Consider the following 21,097-nt stretch of genomic DNA (forward strand, 5'->3'; position numbering starts at 1 on the left):
GGCAGTACAGTCGGGCACCGACCGACTGACCGACTGACCGGGGGGAACCGGCAGTAGATGCGTATCTCCTTTCTGCTCCACAACGGCTACCACTACGGCGGCACCATCCAGACCACGTTCACGCTCGCCGAGGAACTGGCGGAACGGCACGAGGTCGAGATCGTCTCCGTGTTCCGCCACCGCGACCGCCCGATCCTCGGCCTGCCGGCGGGGGTGACCCTGCGCCACCTCGTCGACCTGCGCCGGGACAGTCCCGGATACGACGGCGACCACCCCGACCACCACCGCCCCGCCGAGGTCTTCCCGCGCGGCGACGGCCGCTGGAAGCAGTACAGCGCGCTCACCGACGCCCGGATCGGGGAGTACCTCCGCGGGGTGGAGGCCGACGTCCTCGTCGCCACCCGCCCCGGGCTCAACGTGCACCTAGCCCGGCAGGCCCGCCGGGGGCCGGTCCTCGTCGGCCAGGAACACCTGATCCTGCGCGGCCACAGCTACCGGCTGCGCCGGGACATCGCCCACGAGTACGCGCTCCTCGACGCCGTCACCACGGTCACCGAGGCCGACGCCCGGGCCTACCGCGAGCTCCGGCTGCCCGGCGTACGCGTCGAGGCCGTGCCCAACAGCGTGCCCGCCCCCTCCGTACCGCCCGCCGACCCCACGGCGAGGACCGTCGTCGCGGCGGGCCGGCTGACCCGGGTCAAGCGGTACGACGTGCTGATCGACGCCTTCGCGTCCGTGGCCGCCGACCATCCCGACTGGAAGCTGCGGATCTACGGCACCGGCGACGCCGTCCAGGACCTCAAGGCCCCGCTGACCCGGCAGATCCAGGACCTCGGGCTCGACGGGCAGGTCTTCCTCATGGGGGCCGTCACCCCGATGGAACCGGAGTGGGCCAAGGGCTCCATCGCCGCCGTGACCTCGCAGCGCGAGTCCTTCGGCATGACGATCGTCGAGGCGATGCGGTGCGGGCTGCCGGTGGTCTCCACCGACTGCCCCCACGGGCCGCGCGAGATCATCGAGGACGGGGTCGACGGGCGGCTCGTGCCGGTCGACGACGTCGCCGCCGTCGCGGGAGCGCTGCGGGCGTACGTCGAGGACGAGGAGCTCCGGGCCAAGGCCGGGCGGGCGGCGCTCGCCGCGTCCGAACGCTTCGACCCGTCGCGGATCGCCGCGCGGCACGAGGCCCTGTGGACGGAACTCGTCGCGCGCGGCGCGGGGCGGCGGGTGCATGCGGCTGGGCGGGCGCGGGTGCATCGGGGGGTGGGGCGGGTCGTGGACGCGGTCTACACCCAGAAGGCGAGGGCGGGCCGCCTCCTCCGCCGCCTCCGCTGACGCGCCCCCTGGCGGGCCTCGCCCTGCTGGCCCCCCACCGACGGGCCTCGCACCGGCAGGGCCCTGCACCGGTGGGGGCCCGCACCGGTGAGGCCCTGCACCCGTGGGGTCCTACCGGTGCGGGCCCCGCATCCCCGCGGGCACGCCCCGCAGGGCGCGCCCCCGCCCCGGTGCGGGCCGCGCCCGCCGGCCCCCGCGCCCGCCCGTGTGGGCGCGCCCACGGGACGGCGCCCTGAGCGGCGCCTCCGCGTTCCGCGCCTGGACCCGCACCGACAGCGTGGCGCATCTAGGGGTGCGGGTCAGGGCGCGGGAGCCTCTGGCGCCGGCAAGGGCGCCGTTCCGTTGTGCCCACCCGTTCCGCCCCGGCGGAACGCATGCCCACAACGGGGGGCACCGCTCGGGCGATGCCAGGGCCCGTGACAGGCGCGGGTATCGGGTCGGTGGGTTTGGGTTGCGGACCGGGGTTGTCCGCGAGGGCTGGCAGACTCGGGGACATGTTGGAGACCTCCGCGCGCCTGCTGCGGCTGCTGTCATTGCTTCAGGCCCACCGCGAGTGGTCCGGTGCGGACCTTGCCGAGCGGCTCGGAGTGACGGCCCGCACCGTGCGGCGGGACGTCGACCGGCTGCGGGAGCTGGGCTACCCCGTGCACGCCAGTCCCGGCACGGGCGGCGGGTACCAGCTGGGGGCCGGCGCCGAGCTGCCGCCGCTGCTCCTCGACGACGAGGAGGCCGTCGCGGTCGCGGTCGGGCTGCGGTCCGCCGCCGGCCAGGGCGTCGAGGGCATCGGCGAGAGTTCCGTGCGCGCCCTGGCGAAGCTGGAGCAGGTCCTGCCGGGTCGGCTCCGGCGCCGGATCGGGGCGCTCAACGCCTTCACGGTGCCCCTGCTGCGTACTCCGAGGGAGCGGGTCGACCCGGCGGTCCTCACCGAGCTGGCCCATGCCTGCCGGGACAGCGAGCGGCTCCGCTTCGCCTACCGCGACCACGGCGGCACGGCCACCCGCAGGACCGTCGAACCGCACCGCCTCGTGTGCACGGAGCGGCGCTGGTACCTGGTCGCCTGGGATCTGGACCGGGGCGACTGGCGGACGTTCCGGGTCGACCGGATCGAGCCGACCCCGCCGCACGGCCCCCGCTTCCCGCCCCGCCAGCCGCCCGCCGAGGACCTGGCCGCCTATGTGGAGAGGGGCGTGTCCGGCACCGCCTACGCGGTGGAGGCGACGGTCCGGCTGTTCGTCCCGCTCGCCGAGGCGGCAGCCGTCGCGGGGCCGCTGGACGGGGTCCTGACGGCGGACGGCGAGGACGCCTGTCTGCTGCGGACGGGGGCGAGCACCCTCGACATGATGGTGTTCCACGTGGCGTTCATGGGCTTCGAGTTCGAGGTGGTGGAGCCGCCGGAGCTGGCGGAGTCGGTCCGGGCGCTCAGGGACCGGTTGTCCCGGGCCCTCGATCGGTCGGAGGGCTGATCCGCAGCCGCTCGTACGCCGCGAACTCCGGGTGGTGGAGGTCGAAGGCGGGCGCCTCGGAGCGGATCCGGGGCACGGCGTCGAAGTTGTGCCGGGGCGGCGGGCAGGAGGTCGCCCATTCCAGGGAGCGTCCGAAGCCCCAGGGGTCGTCGACCTCGACCTTCTCTCCGTACCGCCAGGTCCGCCACACGTTGTAGAGGAACGGCAGCGTGGAGGCGCCGAGGAGGAAGGCGCCGATGGTGGACAGGGTGTTGAGCGTGGTGAAGCCGTCGGCCGCGAGGTAGTCGGCGTACCGGCGGGGCATGCCTTCCGCGCCGAGCCAGTGCTGCACCAGGAAGGTCAGGTGGAAGCCGGTGAAGAGGGTCCAGAAGTGGATCTTCCCGAGTCGCTCGTCGAGCATCCGGCCGGTGAACTTGGGCCACCAGAAATAGAAGCCCGCGAAGGTTGCGAAGACGACCGTGCCGAAGACCGTGTAGTGGAAGTGGGCGACCACGAAGTACGAGTCGGTGACGTGGAAGTCCATCGGTGGCGAGGCGAGGATGACGCCGGTGAGCCCGCCGAAGAGGAAGGACACCAGGAAGCCGACGGACCAGAGCATCGGGGTCTCGAAGGAGAGCGAGCCGTGCAGCATCGTCCCGGTCCAGTTGAAGAACTTCACGCCGGTGGGCACCGCGATGAGGAACGAGAGCATCGAGAAGAACGGCAGCAGCACCGCTCCCGTGACGAACATGTGGTGGGCCCAGACGACCACGGAGAGCCCGGTGATCGCCATGGTGGCGCCGATCAGCATCGTGTAGCCGAAGATCGGCTTGCGGGAGAAGACCGGGATGATCTCGGTGATGATCCCGAAGAACGGCAGCGCGATGATGTAGACCTCGGGGTGGCCGAAGAACCAGAAGAGGTGCTGCCACAGGAGCGCCCCGCCGTTCTCGGGCTGGAAGACCACGGCGCCGAGGCGCCGGTCGGCCTCCAGGACGAGCAGCGCCGCCGCGAGGACGGGGAAGGCGACGATCACCAGGACCGCGGTGAAGAGGACGTTCCAGGTGAAGATCGGCATCCGGAACATGGTCATGCCGGGCGCGCGCATGCCGACGATGGTGGCGAGGAAGTTCACCGAGGCCAGGATCGTGCCGAAGCCGGAGAGCGCGAGCCCCATGATCCACAGGTCGATGCCGACGCCGGGGGAGCGTTCCAGACTGTTGAGCGGAGCGTAGGCGGTCCAGCCGAAGGCGGCGGGGCCGGTCGGGGTGAAGAGGGAGCCGACCACCATCAGGCCGCCGAAGAGGAACAGCCAGTACGAGAACATGTTCAGCCGCGGGAAGGCGACGTCGGGGGAGCCGATCTGCAGCGGCACCAGTTCGTTCGCGAAGCCGGCGAAGGTGGGCGTGGCGAAGAGCAGCAGCATGATCGTGCCGTGCAGGGTGAAGGCCTGGTTGTACTCGAGGTTCGAGACGAGCTGGAGGCCGGGGCGGGCCAGCTCGGCCCGCATCAGCATCGCCATGAGCCCGGCGAGCAGGAAGAAGGCGAACGCGGTGGCCAGGTAGAGGTGGCCGATCTTCTTGTGGTCGGTCGTGGTGAGCCAGTCGATCATGACGCGGCCGTGCCGCTGCCGGGCCGACTCGGTGGTCGCGGTCGCTGTCCCGTTGCTCATCGCCGCCTCCGCCTCGCCGTCGTCCCGGCTCCGCGTCTCCGGGCGTTCCGACAGCGTAAGCATTGTGTAAGGGAAGAGTGTGTGCCACGCGCGCGCGTCGCCGACGCAATTCGGGACGGCTTGCGGGAAGAGGGGAATTGCCCGCCCCTTGCCCGCGCTTCCGAACCCTTCGTGCGAACTGATGGGCACCGCTGCGAATTACTGGAGAAACGGCCGGAAAGCCGCCCTGCGACTGGCGGGCGGACAGGCCAAACATATGTCGAGAACTTGTGACACAAGCGTGACCGCCGAGGGACTAACGTGAGGTTCATGTCACCCACTTCGCGCACTCCCGAACCGCCTCACGACGCTCCCGGGTCCTATGTGGGCCTCGACGCCGAAGGGGCCGAGCAGCTCGCCAGGACCCGCGGCTGGAGCGTCGTCCGGTCCCTGCCGCCAGGCTCGATCATCACCATGGAGTACCTGTCCGGGCGCATCAACTTCGAGGTCGAGGACGGCACCGTCACCCGCTGCTGGCTCGGCTGAGGAGCCGGCGGGACCGTACGCGGAAGGGCCCCGGCCGAGGTGGCCGGGGCCCTTCCGCGTACGCGGGGGAGGGGGTGCGGATCAGCCGCGGGTCACCGGGGCGCGCCGGCCGCCGGCCAGCCCCACGGGCTCCCGGACGGGTTCCCGCACCGGCTCCTCGTGCACGGGCGGGCGCGGCGGGAAGAACCCGGGGCGCGGGCCGCCGGAGGCCACGGGCAGCGAGGGCACGAGCCGACGACGCTCCCGCAGCCGCTCCCGCACCCGGTCGCGCGCGGCGAGGATCCAGGACTCCGCCACGGCCAGGACCGGCTCGCACCAGGGCAGCGCGAGCAGGACGAGGAGCCCGGCGGCCCAGCCGAGCAGCACGTCGCTCAGCCAGTGCGTGCCGAGGTAGACGGTGGTGAGGCCGACGCCGAGCGCGACCACCGCGGAGAGGGCCGACAGATAGCGCCGGGCCCTCGGGGTGGTCGCCAGGTAGGCGAGGATGCCCCAGGTCACGACCGCGTTGGCGGTGTGCCCCGAGGGGAATATGTCGCCTCCGGCGAAGAGCTCGGCGGACCCGACCTGGGTCGCGTAGTGAGGTCCGAGGCGGCCGAGCCCGAGCTTGACCGCGCCCACCGAGACGTTGAGCAGCAGGAGGGCGGCGCCGAGGCACAGCAGGGGGCGCAGGGTGTGCTGGCGCCAGGAGCGCCAGCCCAGCCAGGCGGCCACCATGACGGCCGTGGGGCCGCGCTGGCCGAGGACGACGTAGTAGTCGAGGAAGCCGTGGATCTCGGGCCACTGCTGGTACGGCCGGAAGAGCATGATCTTCCAGTCGAGGGTCACCAGCCACGTCGACAGCAGGACGGCCACGACGATGGCGAGATAGAACGCCGACGTCCCGCCGAAGAGGGCGAGACGCGTGCGGGTCATCCGCGGGACCTCTATCTTCGGCGGTTCCGGCTCCCGGTCCAGCCGGGCAAAGATGTCGGTACGCACCCAATGGACGTTACAGGGAGTGAGAAGCAGACCCGGTCGTTCCGCTCCCTTCGTGATGACCATGTGATGTGGAGTAGGTCTCAGCGACCGGTCCATTCCGGCCGTCCGTCGGGAAATCCGATGACCTTCCGCCCTATTCCCGCACGGGGTGATTCCGGAAGTGTGTTTGAGTGCGCGGGAATTTCCTCAAACAGACGTCCGTGCGGAATTCCATGCGACGCGCGGACCGTGCCGAGTGGCGTACGCCACACCCCGAGCCCCGGCGAGGTGAGAGCTGCACCACGCGCTCGGGCCTTGAACTCGCGTACGCTGACGGCTCACTCGCCCGTCGATGCCGGGCCGCCCCAGGGGCATACGCCCTGGTCACAGCCCACCGAGCGCGAGAGCTTCACTGGGAGGTACGTACATGTCGCGGACGAACACGGCCCAAGGGCCATCGCGTTCCGCCGTCGACTTCGGCGCCAATCGCTGGGTCGTCCTCGTCGTCCTCTGCGTCAGCCTCCTCCTGGTCGCCCTCGACGCGACCATCCTCCACGTCGCCGTCCCCTCGCTCACCGAGGACCTGCGCCCCAGCTCCACCGCGCTGCTCTGGATCGTCGACGCCTACCCCCTGGTCTGCGCGTCGCTGCTGATCCTCTTCGGCACCCTCGGCGACCGGGTCGGCAGACGGAGGGTCCTCCTCCTCGGCTACGCGCTGTTCGGCATCGCCTCGGCGGTCGCCGCGCTCGCCACCGCGCCCGCGGTCCTCATCGGGGCCCGCGCGCTCCTCGGCGTCGGCGGCGCCATGATCATGCCCGCCACGCTCTCCATCCTCCGGACGGTCTTCCCCGACCGGAGGGAGCGCGCCACCGCGATCGGCGTCTGGACCGCCACCGCCGCGATCGGGGCCGCCACCGGGCCGGTGCTCGGCGGCTTCCTCGTCGAGAACTACTGGTGGGGCTCCGTCTTCCTCATCAACATCCCGCTGATGGCGCTGATCCTCCCGCTCGGCCGCCGCCTCCTCCCCGAGTCCCGGGGCGCCGCCGACGGCCCCTGGGACGTGCTCGGCGCGCTCATGGCCGCGGCCGGTGTGCTCGGCTGCGTCCTCGGCGTCAAACGCGCCGGGGCCGGAGACCCGCTGCTCGCCCTGCCGACCGCCGGGCCGCTGCTGCTCGGCGCCGGGCTCCTCGTCCTCTTCGTGCGGCGGCAGAAGCGGCGCCCGTACCCCCTGATCGACCTGCGGCTCTTCTCCCGGGCCGCCTTCACCACCTCGGTCGGCTGCATCGTCATCGGCATGCTGGCCCTGGTCGGCCTGGAGCTCATCGCCGTCCAGTACCTCCAGCTCGTCCTCGGCCTCAGCCCCTTGGAGACCGGCCTCCGGCTCCTCCCGCTGACCTTCGCCGCCATGGCCGCCGGCGCCACCGGCTCGTACACCCTGCGCCGGATCGGGCCGCGCCGGATGGTCGGCTGGGGCTTCCTGCTCACCGCGGCCGCGGTGCTGCTGCTGACGCTCATGGGGCAGCACGACCGGCCGCTGCTGCTCACGGTGGGGTTCGTGCTGCTCGGCTTCGGCCTGCAGACCACGCTCTTCTCGGCGTACGAGTCGATGCTCAGCGAGGCGCCGCAGCGCAGCGCGGGCGGCGCGGCCGCGATCGGCGAGACCTCGTACCAGCTCGGCGCGGGCATGGGCATCGCACTGCTCGGCAGCGTGATGAACGCCGCGTACGCCCCCGCGCTCGCCTCGGTCCCCGGAGTGCCCGCGGAGGCGAGCCGGGCCGCCGCGAACTCGCTCGGGGAGGCCTACAAGGTCGCCGACCAGCTCGGCGGCGCGGCCGGGGAGGCCCTGCACCAGGCCGCCCGCCACTCCTTCGTGCAAGGCCTGCACGTCACGCTCTTCGTGAGCGCCGGGCTGCTGCTCGTCGGCGCGCTGATGGCCCAGCGGCTGCCGCGGATCATGGAGTGTCCGGCGGATCCGGAGGAGGCCTTCGACGTCCGGGAGGCCCGGGGGGCGCTCTCGGCCCAGGAGGGCCCGGACCGGGCTGCGGAGCCGGCCACGGCCGGGGCGGCGACGGGGGCGACGGAAGCGGTGCCCGCCGGTCCGTCGGAGCGGGCCGGTCCGTCAGGGGTGTCCGCCGCGTCGGAGCGGGCCGGTTCCTCGGAGGTGTCCGTCGCATCGGAGCGGGCCGGTTCCTCGGGGGCGTCCGGTCCGTCGGAGCGGGCCGATCGTTCGGAGCCGGTCGGTTGCCCGGAGGGGGTCGAGCCGCGGGTGCCCGCGACCCGGGAAGCGATCGAGCCCGCCGGCTCGGGGCGCCCGGCGCACTGACCCGACCCCGTCGGGAGGTGCCAGGACCGGCCGGCGGACCCGCTCAGCTCTGGTTGAAGAAACCGTCCTGCTGACGCCGGCCCGTCTCGCCGGTGACGATCTGGGTGTCGGCGGGGGTCAGCAGGAAGACCCGCGTCGCCACGCGCTCGATCGAGCCGCGCAGGCCGAAGGCGAGACCGGCGGCGAAGTCGACGACGCGCTTGGCGTCGTTCGGCTCCATCGCGGTCAGGTTCACGATCACCGGAACCCCGTCCCGGAAGAGCTCGCCGATGCCCCGGGCGTCCCGGAAGCCGTCCGGGGAGACGGTGGCGATGCGGCGGCCCCGGTCCTCGGCGGTGTCCGTGGCCACCCGGACCCGGGGGTCCGTCACCCAGGCGTCGCCGCCCTCGGCACCGTCGGCGTACTCGTCGTCGTAGTAACGCTCGTCGTTGTCCTCGACGAGTCCCAGCCAGGCACTCGCCTTGCGCACCGATCCCATGGACGCCTCCTTTCAGCGCGGTCACTTGTGGTTCCGCAATCCCTATCGTCGTCCATGATGCGGATCGCGCGCCAAGTGGATAGGCGCCGCGCAGAGGATTCGTGACGGTACTGGTGCAGAACGTGAGGGCCGTTTCCTGGCGATTCGTCAGGAAACTTGCGGTATGAGGCCCCTGATGGAGGGCCATGTAGCTGAAAATATGAAAGTCGGGTCACAAGGGTGACGATGGGCGCGTACGGGTGAACGGACCCACTCGCTACGATGCCGCGAGGCCGCCCGGCGGACCTTCGCCCGCCACAGCCCACGACTCACGGGGGAGTCCTTGTTCGGAATCGTCAGACCCTGCACCCATCGCCTCACCGACGGTCTCAAGGCCGAGTGGATGGCCCACCTCTGCGGCCTCTGCCTGGCACTCCGCGCCGACCACGGGCAGTTCGCCCGGATCGTCACCAACTACGACGGGCTCATCGTCTCCGTCCTGACGGAGGCTCAGACCGGCGTCACCGAGGCGGGCCGCCGCACGGCCGGGCCCTGCGCGCTGCGCGCCATGCGGACCGCCCCCGTCGCCCGCGGCGAGGGAGCCAGGCTCGCCGCCGCCGTCTCGCTCGTCCTCGCCTCGGCGAAGGTCCGGGACCACGTCGCCGACAGGGACGGCCTGTTGGCCCGTCGCCCCGTCGCCGCCGCGGCCCGCCGCGTCGCCCGCTCCTGGGACAGGGCCGGCGCCAGGACCGGCCGGGACCTCGGCTTCGACACCGCCGTCCTCGTCGACGCCGTCGACCGCCAGACCGGCATCGAGGCCCTCGCCGGACCCGGCACCCCCCTGCTCGTCGTCACCGAGCCGACCGAGACGGCGACCGCCGCCGCCTTCGCGCACACCGCCGTCCTCGCAGGGCGGCCGGGGAACGCGGCGCCGCTCGCCGAGGCGGGCCGCCTCTTCGGCCGCCTCGCCCACCTCCTCGACGCCGTCGAGGACCAGGCCGCCGACGCCGAGAGCGGCGCGTGGAACCCGCTCACCGCCACCGGCACCTCCCGCGAGGAGGCCCGCCGGCTCGCCGACGACGCCCTCCACGGCATCCGCCTCGCCCTGAAGGACGCCGAGTTCGCCGACGGCAAGCTCGTCCACGTCCTGCTCGCCCACGAGCTGCGCACCTCGGTCGACCGCGCCTTCGGCACGACCAGTTGCTCGCACGGAGCGCAGGGCGTGCAGGGCGCCCACGGCCCGGTGCCGGGGAATCCGTACGGGGGTCAGGCCCCCGGCCCGTACGGCTCGCAGAACCCCTACGGCTCGCAGAACCCCTACGGGGGCGGGAACCCGTACGGCGGCGGGGGCTCCTACGGGGGCGGCGGAAACCCCTACGGCGGCGGCCCCATGGGCCCCGGCGGCCCGGGCGGACCCGGCGGTCTGCCCCCGCAGTTCGGCGGCGGTGCGCCCCAGGCCCCCAAGCCGCGCGGCTTCCTCGCCGGGTGCGCCATGTTCACCTGGCTCTTCTGCACCTGCCAGATGTGCTGCGCCAAGGAGTACGAGGGCCCCTGGTCCCGCAAGAAGCGCGAAGGCTGCTGCCGGGACTGCGACTGCGGCGACGGCGGCTGCGGCGGCTGTGACGGTTGCGACTGCTGCTGCCCCTGCGACGGTTGCTGACGCTCCGTCGGACTCCCCTCGGACTCCGTCGAGCCCCCGCCGGCCCCCGTACCGCTACTTCTTCGGCGCCGGGATCTCCGGCGGGGAGATCTCCGACCGCTCGATGCCCGACGCGGTCACCCCCCACTTCCTCAGGATCCGGTCGTACGTCCCGTCGGCCTTCAGGCCGTTCACCGCGGCCTGGAAGGCCGGCGCGAGGGGAGTGCCCTTCTTGAAGGCGAAGCCGACGTCCAGGCGGCGGTACTCGCCCAGGAACTTCACGTTCTTCTGCTGCGTCACCGCGTACCGCACGCCGTTGATCGTGTTCATCACGACGTCGCTGCGACCCTGCTGGAGCGACATCCAGATCGCCCCGGTCTCGCTGTAGACGTTCACCTCGTACGGCGGCTTCCCGGCCTCCGCGCACCGGCCCTTGTTCTTCTCCAGGGTCCGCTCGAAGGTGGTCCCGGCGTTCACCGCCACCTTCAGGCCGCACAGCTGGGTGAGGTCGGTGACCGCCTTCAGGGTGCTGTCCGCCCGGGCGGCGAAGCCCTGCCCGTCGTTGATGTACGTCACGAAGTCGATGGTCTTGCGCCGCTCCTCCGTCACGCCGAAGTTCCCCGTGCCGACGTCGTACTTGCCGCTGCCGAGCGCCGGCAGGATCGCCTCGAAGCCGACCACCTCGCGCTTCAGCTCCAGACCGAGGGCCTTCGCCACGGCGGCCGAGAAGTCGGCGTCCACCCCCACGACGGTCCTGCCGTCCGGCAGATAGGCCGAGCTGGGCGGAGTCGCCACCGAGGAGGCGAGCGCCAGGCTGCCGCGCTGCCGCACGTCGGCGGGGAGCAGCTTCGCCGCCGCCTCGTTCTTCTTCACCGCCGCCACCACGTCCTCGGTCGGGAGCGCGCCCTTCGCGGCGCCCGGCGCTCCCGAGGCCCCGGCCGGAGCGGTCGCCGGCTCCCCGCCCGAGCAGGCGGTGAGGCCGAGCGCGGCCGCGGTGATCAGGGCGAAGACGAGGGCGGGGCGTGCGGCGGTGGAACTCGTGCGCGTACTCATGGCTTCGGGTTCTCCAGGAATTTCTCGAACGGCAGCGGGCCGATCGACTCGGGATCGGCGGACACGTCGAAGAGCGGGCGGTAGCCGCTCGCCAGGTAGAGGCCCTTGGCCTCGGGCTGGCGCGGCCCCGTCGTGAGGTAGATGCGGGAGTAGCCGCGGTCGGCGGCCTCCCGTTCGAGCACGGTGAGGACCCGGCGGGCGAGGCCGCGCCTGCGGTGCGCCGAGTGCGTCCAGATCCGCTTCAGCTCGGCGGTGTCCTCGTCGTAGCGGCGGTAGGCGCCGCCCGCCACGGGCCGGCCCTGCTCCAGGAGGAGCAGGAAGGCACCGTGCGGTGGGGCGAACTCCGCCGCCGGGTAGCGGCTCAGATCGTGCGCGGAGCCGTAGCGGGTCGTGTACTCGTACGCCAGCTCGTCGAGGAGCGGGCGCGCCAGGGGGTCGGTGGTCGTGGTCCGGTGCACGGACAACGCGAAGGTCATGACGGTCCTTCACGGCGAAGGAGAGCAAGGGGAAACGGGGCGGGGCGAGGGGAGGGGAGAGCTCAGGCGCTCACGAGGGGCCCGGGTGTGAAGGCGCCGCGGAAAACAGCACGCGGGCGGGGAGAAGCAGAGGGTCGGCTCAACAGGAAGAGGACCACACGCGACCGAAGTCGATGTGGGAGCGCGTGACCAGCTGCTGCGGATGCATGGCCCCAGTGGAACAGTCATCCGGTCCCGCGTCAACCGCGATGAGACGTACGGCTCACAGTGCGGACACCCTTGACAGCGAGCCGTGTTGACCGCATAGCCTCGAAGGGCGGACAGGGCTGAGGGGCCCGGATCCGCGGCTCAGCGTGTGAAGGCGCACCCCCGTGTTCGATCCGCCCTCTGGCATCCACGGAGCCCTCTCATGTCCGCGACCCTCGTCAAGACCCCGCCCGCGGCCCCGCCGGCCGAGCCACCCCCGCGCGTCGTCCCCGCCCGCCGCACCGGCCAGTGGACCGCGGCCGCCGCCGTCCTCGTCCTGCTCGCACTCGCCCTCGTCTCGGTCGTCCGCAACAAGGCCTTCCAGTGGGACGTCGTCGCCGAGTACTTCACCTCCGCGTCCGTCCTGCGCGGCCTCGGCCTCACCCTGTGGCTGACCGCCCTCGTGATGGCCCTCGGCTTCGCCCTCGGCACCCTGCTCGCCGTCCTCAGGCTCTCCGCCAACCCCGTCCTCCGTGCGGTCAGTTGGGGCTACATCTGGCTCTTCAGGTCCACCCCGATCCTGGTCCAGCTGCTCTTCTGGTTCAACATCGGCGTGCTCTACCCGCAGATCCTCGGAGTGAACACGGTCAACCTCCTCGGCCCCGTCTCCGTCGCCGTCATCGGCCTCACCCTGCACGAGGCCGCCTACGCCGCCGAGGTCGTCCGCGGCGGCATCCTCTCCGTCGACCGGGGCCAGATCGAGGCCGCCCAGTCCCTCGGCCTCGGCCGAGGACGCCGGCTCTCCCGGATCGTGCTGCCGCAGGCCATGCGCGCCATCGTCCCGCCCGCCGGAAACATGCTGATCGGCACCCTCAAGGGCACCTCCATCGTCTCCGTCATCGCCGTCCAGGACCTGCTCTACTCGACCCAGCTCGTCTACCACCGCACGTACGAGATCATCCCGTTGCTGCTCGTCGCCACGCTCTGGTACGTCGCCGTCACCTCGGTCCTCGGCATCGGCCAGTACTACGTCGAGCGGCACTACGCCCGCGGAACGGCCGGTGCGCGATGAGCCCGCGCCCCTCCCTGGTGATCGTGGGCGCCGGGCCGCGGGGGACCGGCTTCCTCGAACGGCTCGCCGCCAACCTGCCCGAGCTGTACGGCGACGAGCCCCTCGACGTCCACCTCGTCGACCCGCACCCGCCGGGCCCCGGCCGCATCTGGCGCACCGCGCAGTCCCCGCTGCTCTGGATGAACTCCCGGGCCGAGGACGTCACCATGTTCACCGACGAGACCGTGGACATGGCGGGGCCCGTCACGCCAGGACCCACGGTCGCCGAATGGGCCGGCCTCGACGGCCGCGCCTTCCCCACCCGCTCCCAGCAGGGCGCCTATCTGCGCTGGGTGTACGAGCGGGCCCGCGCCGCCCTGCCCGCCTCCGTCACCCTCCACGAGCACCGCACCACCGCCCTGCGGGTCAGCGGCCCCCGCGACGGACGCCAGCGGGTCTGGCTGGAGGGCACCGCCGTCCCCCTCCTCGCCGACCTCGTCGTCCTCACCGTCGGCCACCTCGACGCCGAACCCGACGGGGAGCAGCGGCGGCTCGCCGACTTCGCCGCCCGCCACCGGCTCGTCCACCTCCCGCCCGACTTCACCGCCGACGCCGACCTCGCCGCCCTCCCCGCCGGCGAACCCGTCCTCGTCCGCGGTTTCGGCCTCGCCTTCGTCGACCTGATGGTGCTGCTCACCGAGGGCCGCGGCGGACGGTACGAGGGCGAGGGCGACGAGCTCGTCTACGTCCCCTCCGGCAAGGAGCCGGTGCTGCACGTCGGATCGCGCCGGGGCGTCCCGTACCACTCGAAGATCGGTTACGTCCTCGACGGCGAACGGCCCCCGCTGCCCCGCTACTTCGGCACCGAGCAGACCGACGCCCTGCTCCGGCGCACCGGACCGATCGACTTCCGGCGCGACGTGTGGCCGCTCATCGACAAGGAGCTCGGCTGGGCCCACTACCACCGGCTCTTCTCCACCCATCCCGAGCGGACCGCGCTCGCCTGGAGCGACTTCGAGCAGGCCTACGACGAGGCGCTGCCGCGCGGGGCCGAACTCGCCGCGGTCGTCGCCGCCGCCGTCCCCGACCCCGCCGACCGGCTCGACCTCGACGCCCTCGACCACCCCCTGGACGGCATCCGCTACGACTCCGCCGAAGCCCTCCAGCAGGGCCTGCGCGACTACATCACCGAGGACCTGACCCGCCGCCACGACCCCGCCCACAGCGCCGACGCCGCCGTCTTCGCCGGACTGCTCTCCGTCTACGGCCAGCTCCTGCGCCTCGGCAAGCGCCTGGACCCCGGCGCCTGGTGGCACGGCTTCTTCAGCTACCTCGCCTCCGGGCCGCCCGGCCCCCGGCTGCGGCAGCTCCTCGCGCTCTCCCGCGCCGGCGTCGTCCGCTTCCTCGGCCCGTGGGTCACCGTCGAGACCGACGAGGAACGCGGTCTCTTCCGGGCCGGATCCACCGCCCTGCCGGGCGAGTGGACCGAGGCCCGCGCCCTCGTCGAGGCCCGGATCCCCGACCCCACCCTGGAGCTCACCGGCAGCCCGCTGCTCCGCGCCCTGTACGAGGAGGGGACCCGCGCCACCCCCGGCGGCCTCCTCGTCGTCGACCCCGTCGACGGCCGGATCCTGGAGCACGACGGACGCCCGCACCCGCGCCGCTTCGCGCTCGGCCCGCACACCACCGCCCGCACCGGCAGCGCCTTCACCCGGCCCCGTACCGGCGGGGTCGCCTTCGGGCAGAACGACGTCACCGCGCGGGCCGCCCTGACCTTCCTGCGCGACCGGGAGTGTCGGCTCCCCCTCCCGCTGAGCGCCTGATCCGCGCCCCCTTCTCCGCCCGTGCCCCGTTCCCGAGGAACCGCCATGTCTCTCACCAGCGATCCGCCCGTCACGAAGGACCCCGTCACCACGCCGCCCGCGTCCGCCGAACTCGTGGTCGTCCCGGTGCGCCACCCCTGGCGCTGGGCGGCCGTCGCCGCCACCGCCGTGCTGCTCGTCCAGTTCGCCCACGGGCTCGTCACCAACCCCGGCTGGGAATGGGACGTCTTCGTCGCCTTCTTCACCACCGAGACGATCCTCCGCGCCGTCTGGGTCACCCTCCAGCTCACCTTCTACGGCACCGCGCTCGGCTTCGCGATCGGCATCCTGCTCGCCTTCATGCGCCTGTCCGCCAGCCCGTTCCTGCGGTCGGTCGCCTTCGGCTACATCTGGGCCTTCCGCTCCATCCCGCTCATCGTCCAGCTGCTCTTCTGGTTCAACCTGGCCTACCTCTACAAGGAACTGAGCATCGGCATCCCCTTCGGGCCGGGCTTCGTCTCCTTCGACACGATGGGCCTCGTCGGCGAGATGAGCGCCGCCGTCCTCGGCCTCGCCCTGCACCAGGCGGCCTACGCGGCGGAGATCGTCCGGGGCGGTGTGCTCGCCGTGGACGAGGGCCAGTCGGAGGCAGCCGCCGCCCTCGGCATCCCCAGGCTCCGGCAGGTGCGACGGATCGTGCTGCCGCAGGCGATGCGCTCGATCCTGCCCAACGCCGCCAACGAGATCATCTCGCTCTTCAAGGGCACCTCGATCGTCTCCGTCATGGCGATCAGTGAACTCTTCTACCAGGTCCAGGTCGTCTACGGCCGCAACGGCCGCGTCGTCCCGCTCCTGATGGTCGCCACCGCCTGGTACGTCCTGCTCACCACCGCGCTCTCCGTCGTCCAGCACTACGTCGAACGCCACTACGCGAAGGGGAGCGCCCGATGAGCTCCGTCACCGCAACCGCAACCGCAACCGCCACCGCAACCGCCAAGGTCGAGATCCGCTCCGTCCACAAGCGCTTCGGCGCCCTCCACGTCCTGCGCGGCATCGACCTCGACGTCCGGGCCGGCGAGGTCACCGTCGTCCTCGGCCCCTCGGGCTCCGGCAAGTCCACCCTGCTGCGCACCATCAACCACCTGGAGAAGGTCGACAGCGGCACGGTCGGCGTGGACGGCGTCCTCGTGGGCTACCGCCGCTCCGGGAACAAGCTCTACGAGCTGCGCGAGCGCGAGATCCTCAAGCAGCGCACCCGGATCGGCTTCGTCTTCCAGAACTTCCACCTCTTCCCGCACCTCACCGTCCTGGAGAACATCGTCGAGGCGCCGATCTCGGCCCTGAAGCGCCCCCGCAAGGACGCCGAGGCCGCCGCCCGGAAGCTGCTCGAACGGGTGGGTCTCGCCGACAAGGCGGAGGCGTACCCCAAGCAGCTCTCCGGCGGACAGCAGCAGCGGGTCGCCATCGCCCGCGCGCTCGCCCTGGAGCCGAGCCTGCTCCTCTTCGACGAGCCGACCTCCGCGCTCGACCCCGAACTCGTCGGCGAGGTCCTCGACGTCATCAAGGACCTGGCCGCGTCCGGCACCACCATGATCGTCGTCACCCACGAGATCGGCTTCGCCCGCGAGGTCGCCGACACCGTGGTCTTCATGGACGAGGGCCGGATCGTCGAGCAGGGCTCGCCGGCCGAGGTGCTCGACAGCCCGCGCCACGAGCGGACCCGCGCCTTCCTTTCCAAGGTCCTCTGACCACCACTCGTCACTCATCCACAGGAGCAGTACTGCCATGAAGACCCGTCGCACCGTCCTCACCGCCCTCGCCTCGCTCACCGCCCTCGGGCTCCTCACCGCCTGCGGCTCGGGCGACGCCGCCGTCGGCGAGATCAAGCCGGAGGGACAGAAGGACACCGGCATCAACGTGTCCCCGAACCAGAACCGCGTCCACACCGCCAAGGTCGACGCGATCGCCGCCAAGCTGCCCGCGGCCGTCCGCGAGAGAGGCACCCTGATCCTCGGCGTCTCCGCCAAGAGCAATCCACCGCTCGCCTTCCGCGCCACCGACGACAAGACGCTGATCGGCGTCGAGGTCGACCTCGCCACCCTGGTCGCCGACACCCTCGGCCTGAAGCCCGAGTTCAACCCGGTCTCCTGGGAGAACCTCTTCGTCGGCCTGGACAGCGGCAAGTACGACGGCGTCTTCTCCAACGTCACCGTCACCGAGGAGCGCAAGGACAAGTACGACTTCGCGACCTACCGCCTCGACGACCTCGCCTTCGAGGCGAAGAAGGGGTCCGGCTGGACGGTGAAGGGCCCCGAGGACGTGTCGGGCAAGCGGATCGCCGTCGGCAGCGGCACCAACCAGGAGAAGATCCTCGTCGACTGGTCCCGGCAGAACGAGAAGGCGGGCCGCAAGGGCGTCGACATCAAGTACTACGACAACACCACCGACTACTACCTCGCCCTCCAGTCCGGCCGGATCGACGGCTACCTCGGCCCCAACCCGACCGTCGCCTACCACGTGGCCTCCGCCGGACAGACCGAGGCCGTCGGCAAGTTCTCCGGAGCGGGCGCCGGACTCCAGGGCAAGATCGCGGCCACCACGAAGAAGGACAGCGGCCTGGTCGCCGCCTACGCGGCCGCGATCGACCACATCGTCGAGAACGGCACCTACGCGCAGGTCCTCAAGCGGTGGGGGCTGAGCAACGAGGCCGTGGAGAAGTCGGAGATCAACCCGCCCGGCCTGCCCCGCACCAAGAACTGACCCGCGCCCCGAGAACCGCTCCCGGGCCCGCGCCGAGGGGCGCCGGGGCCGGGGCCTCCGCGGGGGAGGCGGTGTCCGGACTGCGTCTCACCGCGCTCCGCGCGAGTTCAAGACGCTCTTACGTCCGGACACCACCTCCCCCGCTCCGGCCCCGTCCCCTCCCGCCGTCGTCGGCTTCCGGCCTGTGTCGAGCCTCGTAACGAGAGAGACCGTATGACCAGCACCCGACCGCTCCACCTCGCCGCCGAGCTCGCCGCGAGCTCCGGCCGGGCCCGCCCCGGCCCGGACACCGCCGCCCGTACGGCCGCGCTCGCCCGGCTCGCCGAGGCCGCCGCGCTCGACTTCCTCACCCACGACGACTCCTTCGGCGGGCCCGGCCTCGACGCGCTCGCCGTCCTCGCCCGGATCGCCCCCGAGACCCGCTCCGTCGGCCTCGTGCCGACCGTCACCACCACCCACACCGAGCCCTTCCACGTCCAGGCCGCCGTCGCCACCCTCGACTGGGTGAGCCGGGGCCGGGCGGGCTGGCGCATCGCGGTCTCCCCGACCGGGGCCGAGGCCCGGCTCCTCGGCCGCCGCCCGGCGCCGCCCGCCGCCGAGCTCTGGCAGGAGGCGGGAGAGGTCGCCGAGGTCTCCCGGAAGCTGTGGGACAGCTGGGAGGACGACGCCGAGATACGGGACGTGGCGACCGGACGGTTCGTCGACCGCCGCAAGCTGCACCACGTGAACTTCCAGGGCGCGACCTTCTCGGTCAAGGGCCCCTCGATCGTGCCCCGGCCCCCGCAGGGCAATCCGGTGACCGTCGTCGACGCCACCCGCCCGGCCGCCCGGGACACCGCGGCCCACCACGCCGACGTGGCCCTGATCAGGGCCGCCTCCGCCGAGGAGGCCGCCGCGCTGCGCGCCGAACTGCACCGGGGGGCCCGCGCCCACGGCCGGGACCCCGGGCAGCTGCGCGTCCTGCTCTCGCTGGCCGTCGACCTCGACGCGTACGAGGGCGGGGCCGGGGCGCTCGCCGAGCTGATCGCCGGCTGGCACGGGGGCGGCGCGGTCGACGGCTTCCACCTCGTGCCGGCCGTGCCGGAGCGGGACCTGGAGCGGTTCGCCGCGGTGACCGTGCCCCGGCTCAGGGACCGCGGCCTGTTCCGTACGGCCTACGAGGGCGCCACCCTCCGCGACCACCTGGGACTCGTCCGGCCGGTCAGCCAGTACGCGACGACGGGGGCGTCCGCATGAGCCGGGGCAGGAAGCAGATCCATCTCGCCGCGCACTTCCCCGGCGTCAACTCCACCACCGTCTGGGCCGATCCGCGCTCCGGCTCGCAGATCGACTTCTCCTCCTTCGAGCACCTCGCGAGGACCGCGGAGCGGGGGCTCTTCGACTTCTTCTTCCTCGCCGAGGGGCTGCGGCTGCGCGAGCACGCGGGGCGCATCCACGACCTGGACGTCGTCGGGCGGCCCGAGTCGATCACCGTCCTGAACGCGCTCGCGGCCGTCACCGACCGGCTCGGTCTCGCCGCCACGGTGAACGCCACCTTCAACGAGCCGTACGAACTGGCCCGGCGGCTCGCCTCGCTGGACCACCTCAGCGCGGGCCGGGCCGCCTGGAACGTGGTCACCTCGTCCGACGCCTTCACCGGCGAGAACTTCCGGCGCGGCGGCTACCTGGACCGTGCCGAGAGGTACACCCGGGCCGCCGAGTTCCTCGCCACCGCCCGGGAGCTGTGGGACTCCTGGACCCCGGACGGCGAGCAGAGGTCCTTCGCGCACAACGGGCCGCAGTTCCGGATCGAGGGCGAGTTCCCCGTGCCGCGCTCCCCGCAGGGGCAGCCGGTCGTCATCCAGGCCGGGGACTCCGCAGAGGGGCGGGAGTTCGCGGCCTCGGCCGCCGACGTCATCTTCACCCGGCACTCCACCCTGGAGGCCGGCCGGGAGTTCTACGCCGACGTCAAGGGGAGGCTCGCCCGGTACGGGAGGGGCCCCGGCGACCTGAAGATCATGCCGGGGGTGACGTACGTCCTCGGCGACACCGACGCCGACGCGCAGGAGGCGGCGGCCGAGATCCGCAGACAGCAGGTCTCCCCGCAGAACGCGATCCTCGCGCTCGAACGGATCTGGGGCCGCGACCTGTCCGGCTACGACCCCGACGGTCCGCTTCCGGACATCGACCCCGACCCGGACTCGGCGCTCGTGCAGGGCCGGGTGCGGGTCGCCGACCCGGTCGCGGTGGCGAGGAAGTGGCGGGCGCTGTCCGAGGCGAAGGGACTGTCGATCCGCCAGACGGTCGTCGAGACGACGGGCCGGCAGTCCTTCGTGGGCTCCCCGGCGACGGTCGCGGCGGCCCTGGAGGAGTTCGTCGCCACGGACGCGGCCGACGGCTTCATCCTCGTCCCGCACCTGACCCCCGGCGGCCTCGACGACTTCGTCGACCAGGTCGTCCCGCTGCTCCAGGAGCGCGGGGTCTTCCGCACGGAGTACACGGGCACCACGCTGCGCTCGCACCTCGGCCTCGCCGATCCCGTATGGAAAGGTGGCACACCATGAGCACGGATCCACGACAGGACTGGCAGCACTGGCACGAGCAGCGCGAGGCCGCGGTCGCCTCCTCGTACGGCCCGCTCTCCCTCACGGGCACCCACTGGCTCGCGGACTTCCCCGAGGGTCGCATTCCGGCCATTCCCGGTGAGTGGCGGGAGGACGGCGACGAGGTGGTCCTGACGGCGGGCGCCGAGGACGGGCTCACCGTCGACGGCAAGCCCTTCGCCGGCACGGTCCGGCTCACCGCCGACCACGGGCCGATCCACGAGTCCCGGGTCGAGTCGGCGGGCCGACGGCTCGTGGTGCTGCGGCGCGAAGGGCTGTGGGCCGTACGGGACTTCGACCCGGGCTCGGAGGCGCGCCGCGCCTTCCGGGGCATCGAGGCCACCCCGTACGACGAGCGCTGGGTGGTGTCCGGCGTGTTCCGTCCGTACGGGGAGACGCGCGGCGTACGGGTGGAGAACGCGGACGGCCGGGAGCGCGGCCTAGGCCTCTCCGGGGAGCTGGCCTTCGAGCTGCACGGCGGCGAACACGTCCTCCGGGTGGCCGTCGAGGACGACGGCACCCTGTGGGCGGTCTTCGCGGACGCCACCAGCGGCCGGGACAGCTACCGCTTCCGTTTCCTGCGGCCCGAGGCCCCGGCGGCGGACGGTTCGGTGACGGTCGACTTCAACCGGGCGCTGCTGCCGCCGTGCGCCTTCGCGGACCACTTCATCTGCCCCTTCCCGCCGCCCGGGAACACGCTCGACACCGCCGTGCCGGCGGGGGAGCGGCGGCTGAACCCGGCCTGAGCAGGGATTTTTCCTCGCGGGTGGTGCCCCTGGCCGGGACGGTCGGGGGCACCCGTTCGTACCGCGGTCTTGTGCGTCCGCTCGGAGAGGGCCA

At 72.6% G+C, this 21,097-nt stretch carries 17 protein-coding genes and 1 pseudogene; 13 read left to right on the forward strand and 5 right to left on the reverse strand.

Annotated features, from left to right (window positions below; genetic code table 11):
• Positions 1–57 precede the first annotated feature (57 nt).
• Both BLW86_RS29435 and BLW86_RS29440 read left to right on the forward strand, forming a co-directional pair.
• Positions 58–1,332, forward strand: coding sequence for a glycosyltransferase family 4 protein (locus tag BLW86_RS29435; protein ID WP_093876836.1), 1,275 nt, complete (start codon positions 58–60; stop codon positions 1,330–1,332).
• Between the two features lie 494 nt (positions 1,333–1,826).
• On the forward strand, positions 1,827–2,795 hold the full coding sequence (locus BLW86_RS29440; protein WP_093876837.1) for a helix-turn-helix transcriptional regulator: 969 nt from the start codon (positions 1,827–1,829) through the stop codon (positions 2,793–2,795).
• Here the strand turns inward: BLW86_RS29440 and ctaD are convergent.
• A complete protein-coding gene (gene ctaD, locus BLW86_RS29445) occupies positions 2,752–4,446 on the reverse strand; it encodes an aa3-type cytochrome oxidase subunit I (protein ID WP_093878941.1) in 1,695 nt (564 codons plus the stop codon). The two genes, BLW86_RS29440 and ctaD, sit on opposite strands and share 44 nt — an antisense overlap.
• Before the next feature lie 309 nt (positions 4,447–4,755).
• Between ctaD and BLW86_RS29450 the strand changes: the two genes are divergently transcribed.
• Complete coding sequence (locus BLW86_RS29450) at positions 4,756–4,971, forward strand: I78 family peptidase inhibitor (RefSeq protein ID WP_093876838.1); 216 nt, start codon at positions 4,756–4,758, stop codon at positions 4,969–4,971.
• A gap of 99 nt (positions 4,972–5,070) precedes the next feature.
• Here BLW86_RS29450 and BLW86_RS29455 read toward each other — a convergent pair.
• Positions 5,071–5,949: pseudogene (locus tag BLW86_RS29455) on the reverse strand (phosphatase PAP2 family protein); the annotation flags it as partial.
• A gap of 406 nt (positions 5,950–6,355) precedes the next feature.
• Here BLW86_RS29455 and BLW86_RS29460 point away from each other — a divergent pair.
• Positions 6,356–8,251: an MFS transporter gene (locus BLW86_RS29460; RefSeq protein WP_093876840.1), complete on the forward strand. Its 1,896-nt coding sequence runs from the start codon at positions 6,356–6,358 to the stop codon at positions 8,249–8,251.
• A gap of 43 nt (positions 8,252–8,294) precedes the next feature.
• On the opposite strand, the gene BLW86_RS29465 is transcribed toward BLW86_RS29460, so the two are convergent.
• Positions 8,295–8,729 carry a cell division protein SepF gene (locus tag BLW86_RS29465; protein ID WP_030315727.1) on the reverse strand — a complete coding sequence of 145 codons (435 nt, stop codon included), beginning with the start codon at positions 8,727–8,729 and terminating at the stop codon, positions 8,295–8,297.
• Between the two features lie 322 nt (positions 8,730–9,051).
• On the opposite strand from BLW86_RS29465, the gene BLW86_RS29470 reads away from it, so the two are divergent.
• Positions 9,052–10,368, forward strand: a complete 1,317-nt coding sequence (locus BLW86_RS29470; protein ID WP_093876841.1) for a DUF5685 family protein — start codon at positions 9,052–9,054, stop codon at positions 10,366–10,368.
• 54 nt (positions 10,369–10,422) lie between these two features.
• Here BLW86_RS29470 and BLW86_RS29475 read toward each other — a convergent pair whose 3' ends face one another.
• Together BLW86_RS29475 and BLW86_RS29480 are read right to left on the reverse strand one after the other, a co-directional pair.
• Positions 10,423–11,400, reverse strand: coding sequence for an ABC transporter substrate-binding protein (locus BLW86_RS29475; RefSeq protein ID WP_093876842.1), 978 nt, complete (start codon positions 11,398–11,400; stop codon positions 10,423–10,425).
• A complete protein-coding gene (locus tag BLW86_RS29480) occupies positions 11,397–11,876 on the reverse strand; it encodes a GNAT family N-acetyltransferase (RefSeq protein ID WP_093876843.1) in 480 nt (159 codons plus the stop codon). Before BLW86_RS29480 ends, BLW86_RS29475 begins: the two co-directional genes overlap by 4 nt.
• Before the next feature lie 409 nt (positions 11,877–12,285).
• Here BLW86_RS29480 and BLW86_RS29485 point away from each other — a divergent pair, with 409 nt between their 5' ends.
• From BLW86_RS29485 to BLW86_RS29520, 8 genes are all read left to right on the forward strand, one after another.
• On the forward strand, positions 12,286–13,134 hold the full coding sequence (locus tag BLW86_RS29485; protein ID WP_093876844.1) for an amino acid ABC transporter permease: 849 nt from the start codon (positions 12,286–12,288) through the stop codon (positions 13,132–13,134).
• Positions 13,131–14,936, forward strand: coding sequence for an FAD/NAD(P)-binding protein (locus BLW86_RS29490; RefSeq protein WP_093876845.1), 1,806 nt, complete (start codon positions 13,131–13,133; stop codon positions 14,934–14,936). The genes BLW86_RS29485 and BLW86_RS29490 overlap by 4 nt, the downstream gene beginning before the upstream one ends.
• A 45-nt stretch (positions 14,937–14,981) precedes the next feature.
• Entirely contained in the window at positions 14,982–15,866 is an 885-nt protein-coding gene (locus BLW86_RS29495; RefSeq protein ID WP_093876846.1) for an amino acid ABC transporter permease, read from the forward strand.
• A complete protein-coding gene (locus tag BLW86_RS29500; RefSeq protein WP_093876847.1) occupies positions 15,863–16,663 on the forward strand; it encodes an amino acid ABC transporter ATP-binding protein in 801 nt (266 codons plus the stop codon). The genes BLW86_RS29495 and BLW86_RS29500 overlap by 4 nt, the downstream gene beginning before the upstream one ends.
• 37 nt (positions 16,664–16,700) lie before the next feature.
• On the forward strand, positions 16,701–17,675 hold the full coding sequence (locus BLW86_RS29505; protein ID WP_093876848.1) for an ABC transporter substrate-binding protein: 975 nt from the start codon (positions 16,701–16,703) through the stop codon (positions 17,673–17,675).
• A 213-nt stretch (positions 17,676–17,888) separates the two neighbouring features.
• Positions 17,889–18,911, forward strand: a complete 1,023-nt coding sequence (locus BLW86_RS29510; RefSeq protein ID WP_093876849.1) for an LLM class flavin-dependent oxidoreductase — start codon at positions 17,889–17,891, stop codon at positions 18,909–18,911.
• Positions 18,908–20,218: an NtaA/DmoA family FMN-dependent monooxygenase gene (locus tag BLW86_RS29515; protein ID WP_093876850.1), complete on the forward strand. Its 1,311-nt coding sequence runs from the start codon at positions 18,908–18,910 to the stop codon at positions 20,216–20,218. The genes BLW86_RS29510 and BLW86_RS29515 overlap by 4 nt, the downstream gene beginning before the upstream one ends.
• Positions 20,215–21,003: a DUF1684 domain-containing protein gene (locus tag BLW86_RS29520; protein WP_093876851.1), complete on the forward strand. Its 789-nt coding sequence runs from the start codon at positions 20,215–20,217 to the stop codon at positions 21,001–21,003. The genes BLW86_RS29515 and BLW86_RS29520 overlap by 4 nt, the downstream gene beginning before the upstream one ends.
• The last annotated feature ends 94 nt before the right edge of the window (positions 21,004–21,097 follow it).

The organism is Streptomyces sp. TLI_105 (genome assembly GCF_900105415.1).
GTDB lineage: Bacteria > Actinomycetota > Actinomycetes > Streptomycetales > Streptomycetaceae > Streptomyces.